Annotated in this window: 10 protein-coding genes; 5 read left to right on the top strand and 5 right to left on the bottom strand. The window is 50.9% G+C overall.

Annotated elements, in window-relative coordinates:
* Positions 1-648 (top strand): hypothetical protein (locus SPM24T3_RS25355; protein ID WP_009634952.1); only part of this gene is annotated, 648 nt, incomplete at its 5' end.
* A 181-nt stretch (positions 649-829) separates the two neighbouring features.
* On the opposite strand, the gene uvrA is transcribed toward SPM24T3_RS25355, so the two are convergent.
* A complete protein-coding gene (gene uvrA / locus SPM24T3_RS01695; protein ID WP_009634951.1) occupies positions 830-3685 on the bottom strand; it encodes an excinuclease ABC subunit UvrA in 2856 nt (951 codons plus the stop codon).
* A 319-nt stretch (positions 3686-4004) separates the two neighbouring features.
* Between uvrA and ssb1 the strand changes: the two genes are divergently transcribed.
* Positions 4005-4553: a single-stranded DNA-binding protein SSB1 gene (gene ssb1 / locus SPM24T3_RS01690; RefSeq protein WP_009634950.1), complete on the top strand. Its 549-nt coding sequence runs from the start codon at positions 4005-4007 to the stop codon at positions 4551-4553.
* 186 nt (positions 4554-4739) lie between these two features.
* Positions 4740-5801 (top strand): cell division protein ZapE, encoded by a 1062-nt coding sequence (zapE, locus tag SPM24T3_RS01685; RefSeq protein ID WP_009634949.1) that lies wholly within the window; start codon positions 4740-4742, stop codon positions 5799-5801.
* Between the two features lie 55 nt (positions 5802-5856).
* On the opposite strand, the gene SPM24T3_RS01680 is transcribed toward zapE, so the two are convergent.
* The 3 genes from SPM24T3_RS01680 to SPM24T3_RS01670 all read right to left on the bottom strand — a co-directional run bounded on the left by SPM24T3_RS01680 (position 5857) and on the right by SPM24T3_RS01670 (position 9328).
* On the bottom strand, positions 5857-6354 hold the full coding sequence (locus tag SPM24T3_RS01680) for a hypothetical protein (protein WP_037377328.1): 498 nt from the start codon (positions 6352-6354) through the stop codon (positions 5857-5859).
* Between the two features lie 153 nt (positions 6355-6507).
* Positions 6508-8226 (bottom strand): nitrilase-related carbon-nitrogen hydrolase, encoded by a 1719-nt coding sequence (locus SPM24T3_RS01675; RefSeq protein WP_009634947.1) that lies wholly within the window; start codon positions 8224-8226, stop codon positions 6508-6510.
* Between the two features lie 199 nt (positions 8227-8425).
* Positions 8426-9328 (bottom strand): LysR family transcriptional regulator, encoded by a 903-nt coding sequence (locus SPM24T3_RS01670; protein WP_009634946.1) that lies wholly within the window; start codon positions 9326-9328, stop codon positions 8426-8428.
* Between the two features lie 139 nt (positions 9329-9467).
* Between SPM24T3_RS01670 and SPM24T3_RS01665 the strand changes: the two genes are divergently transcribed.
* On the top strand, positions 9468-10214 hold the full coding sequence (locus tag SPM24T3_RS01665) for an SDR family oxidoreductase (protein ID WP_009634945.1): 747 nt from the start codon (positions 9468-9470) through the stop codon (positions 10212-10214).
* Between the two features lie 38 nt (positions 10215-10252).
* Here SPM24T3_RS01665 and SPM24T3_RS01660 read toward each other — a convergent pair whose 3' ends face one another.
* Entirely contained in the window at positions 10253-11179 is a 927-nt protein-coding gene (locus SPM24T3_RS01660; RefSeq protein ID WP_009634944.1) for a carbon-nitrogen hydrolase family protein, read from the bottom strand.
* A 74-nt stretch (positions 11180-11253) separates the two neighbouring features.
* On the opposite strand from SPM24T3_RS01660, the gene SPM24T3_RS01655 reads away from it, so the two are divergent.
* Positions 11254-12219 (top strand): LysR family transcriptional regulator, encoded by a 966-nt coding sequence (locus SPM24T3_RS01655; RefSeq protein WP_037377327.1) that lies wholly within the window; start codon positions 11254-11256, stop codon positions 12217-12219.

Raw genomic sequence — 12219 nt, 5'->3', positions numbered from 1 at the left:
GACGCAGCTTCTCAGGCTACCGCTATGGTGGGATATGAATTAGGGATGATAAACAATAAAACTAATGATTATGTCGGATATGGCTTTGACTGTGTAAACCTAGGGAGTTATGGGATAGGTGCCGGTTTCCAGACTCGGGGTAACTTCAACGTAGCATTCACATCTAATACTGGGGCTCAATATGGGTTTGTATCTTATGATGCAGAAGCTTCTGGTTTTTATTCTTCTAGCGATGTAATAGGTGGTTTATTTGAAGGCAATTCATATGGGATCCAGATCCAAGGATCTACTGCGTACTGTTTAACCATCCAAGATTCAAATAATAAGTTTTTAACGGGTATTAATAGCTCAGGCGCGATTGAATCATTGAGATACTCACAGGCCGTCATTTCAGTTGGTGGGACAATAGGAATATATAGCACGATTAACTTTGCAACACCTGCAAAATCCGGAGATTCAATTAATTTACCAACACCCAGTGCTGGGCGATTCATTTATGTCAGGAATTTATCTACCACGATAGCATTATCACTGCTTGGCACAATCGATCCTACGTTAACTAACACCGGAAGTATCACTCTGGCTACGGCAACTACAATTCAACTCTATTCTGATGGAATATATTGGTACCCAATGTCGCAATCCTGAGTTATCAAAGCGGCTACTGCTGAAAATTAATATTCATTAGTAGCCGACATAATTACGTATTATTATTTCTAGGGACTATTTAATAAATAGGTTGAACAGATGGCGCAGATTCATGCATAAGAAAAGCGAGTCAGAAGACTCGCTTTTAACGTATTTGCCAAGCAATTAATTAAGCCGCTAATCAGGCAGATTTTTTATGCTTCAGCATATGACGTTCCAGCAACGGTTTCAGGAAGCGCGCGGTATGCGATTCCTTGCATTCCGCTACCGTTTCAGGCGTACCCGAGACCAGAATTTGCCCGCCGCCGTGCCCACCTTCAGGACCCAGGTCAACAATCCAGTCAGCCGTTTTGATCACGTCAAGATTGTGCTCAATCACCACGATGGTATTGCCCTGGTCACGCAGCTGATGCAGTACCTCAAGCAACTGCTGGATATCGGCGAAATGCAGACCGGTAGTCGGCTCATCGAGAATATACAGCGTTTGGCCGGTGCCGCGTTTTGACAGTTCACGAGCCAGTTTGACCCTCTGTGCTTCACCGCCGGAAAGTGTCGTCGCTGACTGCCCAAGGCGAATGTACGACAGGCCCACATCTATCAGAGTTTGCAGCTTACGCGCCAGCGCGGGAACGGCATCAAAGAAATCTCGTGCTTCTTCGATAGTCATGTCCAGCGTTTCGTGAATGCTCTTGCCTTTGTACTTAATCTCAAGCGTTTCACGGTTATAGCGCTTGCCTTTACACTGATCGCAAGGCACGTAGATGTCAGGCAAGAAGTGCATCTCGACCTTAATTACGCCGTCACCCTGGCAGGCTTCGCAGCGTCCGCCCTTGACGTTAAAGCTGAAACGCCCCGGCGTATAACCGCGAGAACGTGATTCAGGAACTCCAGCAAACAGCTCGCGCACCGGGGTAAAGATACCGGTATAGGTTGCCGGGTTTGAGCGCGGTGTCCGACCAATCGGGCTTTGGTCGATATCGATAACCTTATCGAAATGCTCAAGACCCTGAATGTCGCGATACGGCGCAGCTTCGGCAATCGTTGCGCCATTAAGCTGGCGCTGTGCCAGCGGGAACAGTGTATCGTTGATCAGCGTCGATTTACCTGAGCCGGAAACTCCGGTAATGCAGGTAAACAGGCCAACCGGCAGCGTAAGGGTCACATCTTTAAGGTTATTACCGGTTGCGCCCACCAGTTTTAATACTTTGGCTGCGTCGGCGGGTACGCGTTGCTCCGGTACGGAAATTTCACGCTTGCCGCTGAGATACTGCCCGGTCAGGGAATTCTCGGTGGCCATAATGTCTTCTGCTGTGCCTTCGGCAACCACTTCACCGCCGTGCACGCCCGCTCCCGGACCAATATCGATAATATGGTCGGCGGCACGAATCGCGTCTTCGTCATGTTCAACCACGATCACGGTATTGCCGAGGTCGCGCAGGTGAATCAAGGTCTCAAGCAGGCGTTCGTTATCGCGCTGATGCAAACCGATAGACGGCTCATCCAGTACGTACATCACGCCCACCAAACCAGCACCAATCTGGCTTGCCAGACGGATACGCTGCGCCTCACCGCCGGATAGTGTCTCCGCCGAACGTGACAGCGACAGGTAATTTAAGCCTACGTTAACCAGGAACCTCAGTCGGTCGCCGATTTCTTTCAGGATTTTCTCGGCAATCTGTTTGCGCTGGCCGGTGAGATTCATGCTCAGGAAAAATTCCATGGCATGACCAATGCTGTAATCGGAGATTTCCGGCAGCGTGGTTTCCTCAACGAACACGTTGCGCGCTTCTTCACGCAGGCGCGTACCTTTGCAGGAGGCGCAGGGGCGATTGCTGATGTATTTCGCCAACTCTTCACGCACCGCGCTGGATTCCGTCTCTTTATAGCGACGCTCCATATTATGCAGCACGCCTTCAAACGGATGGCGACGCACCGAGGTATCACCACGGTCATTAATATATTTAAATTCGATAGTCTGCTTGCCCGACCCGTGCAGGATGGCGTGAACCACGTCCTCGCTAAGTTCGTTGAAGGAAGATTCGACGTCGAATTTGTAATGCTCGCTCAAAGAACGCAGCATCTGGAAGTAGTAAAAGTTACGGCGATCCCAACCACGAATCGCGCCGCCGGCCAATGACAGCTCCGGATTCTGAATTACGCGTTCTGGATCAAAGAACTGCTGAACGCCCAAACCGTCACAGGTCGGGCAGGCACCGGCCGGGTTGTTGAACGAGAACATACGCGGTTCAAGCTCGCGCATGCTGTAGCCACAAATCGGACAGGCAAAGTTGGCGGAAAACAGCATTTCTGGCACGCTGGCGTCGTCCATATCGGCAACCACAGCAGTACCGCCGGAAAGCTCCAGTGCAGTTTCGAATGACTCGGCCAGTCGTTGCGACAAATCGTCACGTACTTTAAAGCGGTCAACGACGACTTCAATGCTGTGTTTTTTCTGCAGCTCAAGTTTAGGCGGATCAGAGAGATCGCAAACTTCGCCGTCGATCCTTGCGCGGATATAGCCCTGTGCGGCGAGGTTTTCCAGCGTTTTGGTGTGCTCGCCTTTGCGATCCTTGACGATAGGCGCCAGCAGCATCAGGCGTTGGCCTTCCGGCTGTGCCAGCACGTTATCTACCATCTGACTGACAGTTTGTGCCGCTAAAGGCACGCCGTGTTCCGCGCAGCGCGGCTCACCCACACGGGCGAACAGCAGGCGCAGGTAGTCGTGGATCTCGGTAATGGTACCGACCGTTGACCTTGGGTTGTGCGATGTTGATTTTTGCTCAATAGAAATCGCAGGTGACAACCCTTCAATGTGGTCGACATCCGGTTTTTCCATCAAGGACAGAAATTGGCGTGCGTAGGCGGAAAGCGACTCGACGTAACGGCGTTGGCCCTCGGCATACAGAGTGTCAAAAGCCAGTGAGGACTTGCCAGAACCGGATAATCCGGTGACAACAATCAGTTTGTCGCGCGGAATAATCAGGTTGATATTCTTGAGATTATGGGTGCGTGCGCCCCGAACTTCGATCTTATCCATTCATCATTCCCGGAATAACTTGAAAGCTCACCGTGCCGGTGACTGTCCGTGATGCGCGTGTGGAATTGCATACCCGCTTGCCGATAGATTCGGGTATATCCGCCCCAGACACTGCATCTGAATCAGAAAATTGGGCACAGAAAGTACGAAACGAGTAAGTATGACACAAAAAAACCTGAATGGATATCCAGTACAAGCCTGCAAACTTGTCGAGTCTGTAAACATTTCTGGAATCCACATTCAGAGTATTATATGCAATCCGCCCATGCTAAAATTCATGGTTTATACTGTACAAAATTAACTCATCAGGAGAGTCGACATGGCCAGCAGAGGCGTAAACAAAGTGATTCTGGTTGGGAATCTGGGTCAGGATCCCGAAGTCCGCTACATGCCTAACGGCGGTGCTGTTGCCAATATCACCCTGGCAACTTCTGAAAGCTGGCGCGACAAGGCGACCGGCGAACAGAAAGAGAAAACCGAATGGCACCGCGTAGTGCTTTTCGGAAAGCTGGCAGAAGTAGCAGGTGAATACCTGCGCAAAGGCTCTCAGGTTTATATTGAAGGCGCATTGCAGACGCGTAAATGGACCGATCAGGCCGGTGTTGAAAAATACACGACTGAAATTGTGGTCAACGTTGGCGGCACCATGCAGATGCTAGGTGGTCGTGCTGGCGGCGGCGCTCCAGCAGGCGGCGGTCAGGCTTCTGGCGGTCAGCAGGGTGGTCAGGCTGGTTGGGGTCAGCCTCAGCAGCCACAGGGCGGCAATCAGTTCAGCGGCGGTCAGCAATCTCGCCCGGCAGCTCAAAACAATGCCCCTGCGCAAAGCAACGAACCACCAATGGATTTCGACGACGATATCCCATTCTAAGAACTAAAGTTTTTAGAAGAACTGTTCTGATTCCTGCCTTTTACAGGCAAGTATCTCGAACATCGACCCCGCTAATGGCGGGGTTTTTTTTGGCTTATACAAAGCACTGTTACTGTAGATATTTATGTTGAATCTCTATAGAAAGGATAAATAAGATAGAGGGATGATTTGCAAAGGATGTGACTCATGAAATCGGCGGACACAGGTGTTGATTTTCAAAGACGGATGGATGAAAAAGCCACTGAAAATCAGTTTGTTTTAGATGAGCACCAGCGGCACGTTATTGCCCGACTCGATACCTTGATGAAATCCGGCTTAACGGTTAAGAAAAACCTGCTGAAAAAGCCCAAACCATTGGGCGGCGGTGTTTATATCTGGGGAAAAGTAGGGCGCGGCAAAAGCTTTATTGTTGACAGCTTTTTCTCCGCGGCGCCGATAAAGAAAAAACGCCGGGTGCATTTTCACGATTTCCTGCGCGATTTACATCGCGGTATGAATAATCCGCAATCCGCTGATAACAGTATCAATGCGGTGCTTAGCGCTCAATTAGGTGACTGCCAATTAGTCTGCTTCGATGAACTGCATTTGCACGATATCGGCGATGCAATGCTGATGAAAAGCCTGCTTGAGCTTATCGTCAAGCGCGGTATTGTTTTGGTGGCAACCTCGAACTATCCTCCCGAGCAATTATTATCAAATCCGCTATATCATGCTCGTTTTGAACCCTCTATAAAGCTTATCCGACAGTATTTAGAAGTGGTCGCACTGGATGGAAGCCTTGATTATCGCAGCCTGGGTACTAATCATCTTACCCCCTTCTGCGAAGGGGCTTATCTACTCCCCGGCACACCCGCTCAACGCCTTGAATACCAGCTGCCAGCAGCATTGCCCACCAAGATTTCTATCGCCGTGGGCAATCGGCGTCTCAGCCTGCTCTCGCCAGCGGAAAATTTTCTGCATTTTTCATTCGAAGATTTGTGCGAGGGCCCAACCGCAGTGATCGATTATCTGACTTTATGCGCAGAATATCGACGCTGGATTATCCAGGACGTTCCTGCAATGGCAGAGGTTTCACCCGCTACGCAGCAGCGATTTATCAATGTCATTGACGTGTTGTATGACCAGCAGTGTCAGCTGTTTATTATTAGCCCGTTCACGCTGGACCAGATGACTCAGGGTGCGGAACAGGAAGATATTCAGCGCACTCGCAGCCGTTTGCAGCAGCTAATATTCAATGTGCTGCAATAGCCTCTGATTTCCAGGAATCAAAAATTTCTCTCTGCTGGTGAAAATGGGGCGGCTTTCAGTTAGTTGAATGTTGGCCCTGAATTTCAAACTTAGCCCCTTTTATGACTATCTCACTAAACTGCAAATGATGCATAAACTCTCTGAGAATCAGCAGCGTAGCAGCAAAGTCGTTGCCATCGGGAATGCCTTCAAAGCTGGCTGGCCGACCGTTAATGACCAATGCCAGACGGTCAAAGGTTCGTTCTACTGCATCGAGGGAAAGGGTCATCTGCTCATTTTCAGCTACGCCCGAAAGGCGTGCAATGGCACGGATATTATTGTCTTCACTGTATAATGTCGCACCCGGTAATATGTCATGACGCAGACGATACACTTCATCTTCCACCATCATAATCGCGTTTTCCATTTCATCTGGCGTTGGCGGCTGATGGCGAAAATATCCCAGCGAAGTCAGCTGTGAACCCAACGTAAGCAATTGTAGGTCACCATCAATAAGAACCTGCGTTTCTTCACTGCCAATATGTAGATAAATAGATGAAGAGGTTGATGCCATTCCTTTTTTCTCTCGTAAAGAACTGCCTATAAAAAGCATCGTGCCGCGTGATATCGCGTCTTGAAATAAGGTCAGCTTGCGCATAAATAACTCTATAAAGAAAGATTAAGCAATCTGGCAGAATCTGCCAATTTATCGTGAACCTATTTTCGTTTATTGCGTGCTCGGCAAGCTGGCAATCAGCGGCAAATAACCGTGAGTCTGGCGCATTAATACCAGGTCTTTGCGTCGCACCACGTTGGTTGGATAAGGCGTATCGAGATTACAGGTATCGACAGTTAAAGAAATATCACCCTGTGATTCCACCAACAGACTTTCGTGGCGAGGAAAGGCAAAGGTGTCTGGGCCAAATATCCCGCTTAGCCCCTGATATTTACCTTCTTCATAGACATTGGCGTAAGCCAGATAACAGTTGTTTTCGCCGGCACGAACGCGCGGCAATAGCCAATGGTAGGCGTCAGGCCCGGTTGGGATCGGGTAGTTTTGCGGGCTGATGCTGCCCGCGTGCGCTCCCGGCGTCGGGCCTGCAAGCGCCGCCGGGCAAGCGATAATGTCGCAGCCGCGCAAGGCCAGAATGCGGCCGGATTCGGGGAAGACAAGATCCTCGCCGATCAATAATCCCATTCTGCCACAGGGAAGATCGACAGTGGCCCAATGATCCCCGGCTGTCGCCCATGTCCTTTCCTGTTGATTTAAATGGATCTTTCGATAACTGCCAAGCAAACCAGCAGGGCCAATGGCAACGGCCGTGTTGTAAAGATTGCCTTTGGCCGCCTCGATTATCCCGATTACCAACGTCATTTGCAGAGTGATTGCCAGCTTTGTCACTGCCGCTAATTCCGCGCCATCTAAATGCAAAGCCTGATCGGCATGCTGGAATGCGCCGGTCAGTGACAGCTCGGGAAATACCATCAGTTCGCTGCCATTTTGTCGCGCAGCAGTCGCTAATCGTCTGATTTCAAGAAGATTACTCTGCACGTCATTCAGCGGTTGAAACTGGCCAACCGACACGGTTGACTGTTTTCCTACAGGCAATGGCGAGCGCTGATAAAGGCCGAAGAAGTCCAGCGGATTCCAGGTAAAGCTGTCGTTCATCAGTTCCAGATAGGTTTCTGGACGTCGCTGAGTCACGCGCGAGGCTTTTTCTCCTCGCTGTAGCAGAATTTCGCCTCTCACCACACCATTGCCACTGTCTATGCTGGACTGCACGCTGCCGTCAGGATTAATGATGCAACTACCGCCGCTAAACTGCACGCCTCGCTCCAGCCCCCAGCGATTGCTTTCAACGAGATAACAGTCATTTTCCCAGGCGCGATTGATCCAGTAAGGCGCCGGAGTTCGCTCTGCCAGCCAGTTGCTGATATGGCAGATAATTTCGGCATTCTGCACTCCGGCCAAACGAGCAGTTTCAACAAAGTGGATATCCATGCAAATAAGCATTGCGATTCTGCCGACTGGCGTGTCGAATACCGCATGTCCTTTATCGCCATTGGCTGCCCATTTCGGCTCTGAAATATACGGATGCGTTTTGCGGTGGGTGCCTATTACCCCTTCAGGCCCAATCAGCACCGCCGAGTTGTAATAGAGATGAGTGGTGGCATCGACCTCGGGCATGCCAACCACCAAATAACACTGGTGACGCGCCGCCAGCTCGGCAAAGCGCCGCGTCGTCGCGCCAGGAATGGTGTCTACATAGGGAGCGACCTCTTCGCGGCTTTGCCAGCAATAACCGCTGACCGCCATCTCAGGCATCACCAGCAGTTTCGCGCCTTGTTCGGCGGCCTGCTCGCAAAGTTTCAGCAGAGCCGCGATGTTCTCTTCCTGGCGAAACATCTTAGGTTCGAACTGTATCGCAGCAACGTTCAATGTCATGGTTGATCTCCAGCATGGGGCAGTGGGTTTCATGTCGATAATGAATTGATATCTAATGAATTAGCCATGCGGAGAATTAAGCAATTGTGATGCCAAACAAAAGAGTACGTTTAACTCTATGAATATAAAGTGTTTTTCAAGATAAGGCGCCAGTCAACGCGTTCAGCCAAGAGCAACCTGCTTCAAAACAGAGCAGGCTTTAGGCAGGATAAGTATTAAGCCTGGCAAACTCTTTAATCATCCAGTCGATGAATACGCGTACGCGTGGAGAAAGTTGGCGATTCTGCGGATACAGCACTGAAACTTGCAGCGAACCTGCGGGGAATTGCGGCAAAATATGCACTAAAAGACCTTGTGCCAGATCGGCCTCCACGCCGTAATGTGGAACCTGAATAATGCCTAATCCTCGCCGCGCCGCTTCTTTCAAACTTTCAGAACCACTAACGGAAATACTGGTCAGCAGGCTGATAACTTTTTCTTTTCCTTCAATATAAAAGCTCAACGGCAGAATATTGCCTGAGGCGCTTGAACGGAAACCCACCATTTTATGTTGCTGCAACGATGCCAAATCCTGCGGAAAACCAAATTTTTCAAGATATTGCGGACTAGCACAGGTCACTTCCTGAAAACGGCCAAGCGGTCGGGCTACCATATCACTGTCTTTTGGCTCACCCACCCGGATCACGCAGTCGATGCCTTCGCGTACCAAATCTACCAGCCTGTCGCCCTCACTGACTGCCATTTCAATATCTGGATACAGCGCTAAAAAATCTGTTAGCCCGGGGAAAACAAAATGACGGGCCAGTGCGGGATTGACATCAATACGCAGCAGCCCCTTGGGTTTAGCATCGGCAAAGGCCATTTCAGCGTCTTCGACATCGGCCAGAATACGCAGGCAACGCTGGTAATAGGCTTCGCCATCCAGGGTTGGGCTCACGTGGCGGGTCGTTCGTTGCAGCAAGCGGACCTTCAGGCGAGTTTCCAACTGTTTAATCGCATCGGTCACTGTCGATCGCTTTAAATCCAAACCCTCTGCCGCCTGAGTAAAGCTTCGCAACTCAACGACTCGGGTGAACAGCCGCATGCTGTCGAGTTTATCCATCAGTATGGCCTTTATTGTTCATTATTTTCGGATAGTGAAAACGAATATTGGGGGATTATTCGCCGTAGTTCATAGTGCATGATTTGTTCACCGGCCAGCAAGCCTGGCTTTATCCAATAGCGGCTAGAGGAAAAACATTATGACCATTCAACACGCAGAAAATAAAGTCGCGTTAATAACCGGCGCATCACGCGGTATCGGCGCAGCGATAGCGCAACGTCTGGCCGCAGACGGTTTTAACGTGATTGTTAATTACGCTCGCGGTGCGGCGGAGGCTGAAGCTTTGGTGCAGAAAATTGTTTGGGCAGGCGGAAAGGCGATTAGCGCGCAGGCGGATGTCAGCGATGCTGCTGCGGTGCGTAAAATGTTCGACAGCGCCGAGCAGGCCTTTGGTGGCATTGATGTGTTAGTCAACAACGCCGGGATCATGTCACTTTCCTCGATTGCCGACTTTGATGATTCGGCTTTCGACCGGCTGATCGACATTAATCTGAAAGGCACCTTTAATACCCTGCGAGAAGCGGCAAAACGCCTGCGCCACGGCGGTCGAGTCATTAACTTTTCTTCCAGCGTAGTCGGTTTGTACCAGCCGACGTATGGCGTCTATGCCGCGACCAAAGCAGCAGTAGAGGCGATGAGCAAAGTGTTGACCAAAGAGCTTCGTGGCCGGGAAATTACCGTTAATGTGATAGCTCCCGGACCGACGGCAACTGAACTGTTTCTGGACGGAAAATCACCGCAGCTGGTGGAGCATATCGCCAAACTTGCGCCGCTCGAGCGCCTCGGTCAGCCGCAGGACATTGCCGCCAGCGTGGCCTTCCTGGCTGGCCCCGATGGCGCATGGGTCAATGGACAGACGATCAAAGTTAACGGCGGTATAATCTAGCCGCCAGTCTGTAGATACTCTCTCTGGGGATATCTTTTTTAATCCTCAATATAGCGCAGGTTCTTTTTTGCTCGTTGATCAACCTCAAGACTGAAAATATCGGGGCGAGAATAGTGACCAACCGGGTCGAAATCGTAGCGCGCGCCAACCAAATCATCGGTGTTGATCTCGGCAGTCAGTAGCCCTGATTCGCCTTTAAATGGACCCGCCAGCACATCGCCCAGCGGGCCGACAATCACCGAGCCACCGTTGATCAACGGGCGTTGGTCGTCCCAGTGTTTAACCTTGATGCCAAGCTGAGCCGGCGAGGACTGAAACTGGCAGGCGCCGACGACAAACATTCGCCCTTCGTGAGCGATATGGCGCATCGAGCATTGCCAAATATCACGCTCATCTACTGTCGGCGCACACCACACCTCAACGCCTTTGCCGTACATCGCCATGCGCAGCAGCGGCATATGATTTTCCCAGCAAATAGCGCTGCCGAGGCGGCCCACCTTGGCGTCAACAACCGGCAAAGTAGATCCGTCGCCCTGGCCCCAAATCAGTCTTTCAGTTCCTGTTGGCATCAGTTTGCGATGTTTGGCGACCACGCCTTTACCGGGTTCAATAAATAACGAAGAGCAGTAGAGTGTTGAGCCGCTGCGTTCAATCACGCCAATCACCAGGCTGGCTTGCGTTCGAGTAGATAATTCTGCCAGCGCCTCTGTTTCTGCACCGGGTACGTCGACGGCATTATGAAAATAGCGTGTAAAATCCTCACGGCCTTCCGGAAGGCGATAACCCAGTCGAGTACCAAAGATTTCACCTTTCGGATAACCTCCGAGCAGGGCTTCGGGCATCACCACCAGACTGGCACCAGAATTGATAATTTGTTGTTCATAAGACAGAATTTCTTCCAGCGTCGCGGCTTTTCCTGCCGGAGAGGAACCAATTTGCAGGGCAGCAATAATTGAAGCAGGCATAAAATTATCTCGACTCGAAGAGGATGAATTTCTATTCTGCTCAATTCCTGACATTAATCTATGCCGATTCATTTATGACTGATATTGATAAAATTAATATCGAGGCTATCGATCTCAATCTGCTGAAAGTGCTCGAAGCTTTGCATGAAGAGGGCAGTGCCAGCCGTGCAGCTGTGCGTCTCGGACTGACCCAGTCAGCGGTGAGCGCCGCGCTCGGACGATTACGCCGTCTGTATGACGACCATCTTTTTGTCCGTACCGGACGTGGATTAGCCCCGACGCTGCGCGCCAATGAGCTAAAACCGCTGGTCAGTGAGGCGCTCGATAAGTGCCGGCAAAGTCTGCAACTGGTATCGGGCGTGCGTGCCGGTTATGCCGGACGTTCCCTGTCTCTAGGCCTTTCAGACGATTTCGAACTGGCGTTGGGCAGGCAGTTAATTGACCGCCTGGAGCAGGAAATGCCCGGCTTGCGCATTGTGTTTCGCCAAACGCACAGTCGTATCGTCGGTGAGATGCTGATGAATCGAGAGGTAGATTTAGCCATTGCCTCAGGGGGATTTACCTCGGCGGCGGTGGGCAGTGAAACTCTGGGGGAAGGTCGCTATGCCTGTTTAATCGACTCTCGCCAACCGCTGATGGCCGGAGAAATCGATAACAATAATCATCTGAGTCTACAGGCTTTTTTGCGCCGCCAGCATTTGCTGATCTCATCGGGTGGCTTTATCGGTATGGTAGATGAAGTGTTGATTCCACAGGGTTTAAAGCGTTCTATCAGGGCTTCGACCACCCATTTTGCAGCATTGCCGTATTTATTGCTGGGCAGTGACGCGCTGGCAACAATCCCTCTGCATGCAGCCAGAACATTAGCGGCGTTCCACCCCTTGAAATTACTCTTTCCGCCAGTATCTATGCCTGCCTATTCGGTTAATCTTGGCTGGCGACGCGATGCGTTGCGCGATCCGGCGGTGGTAAAGATGAAGCAGATTATCAGTGAGATTTTTTCCGGCTTCGACTGGCAAAGCGAAGCCGGTGGGCAATGA

Origin of the sequence: Serratia sp. M24T3 (assembly GCF_000257645.1) — a bacterium.
Lineage (GTDB): Bacteria > Pseudomonadota > Gammaproteobacteria > Enterobacterales > Enterobacteriaceae > Rouxiella.
Note: the sequence above shows the minus strand (reverse complement) of the source record. Positions and strands in the feature narration are given on the sequence as shown.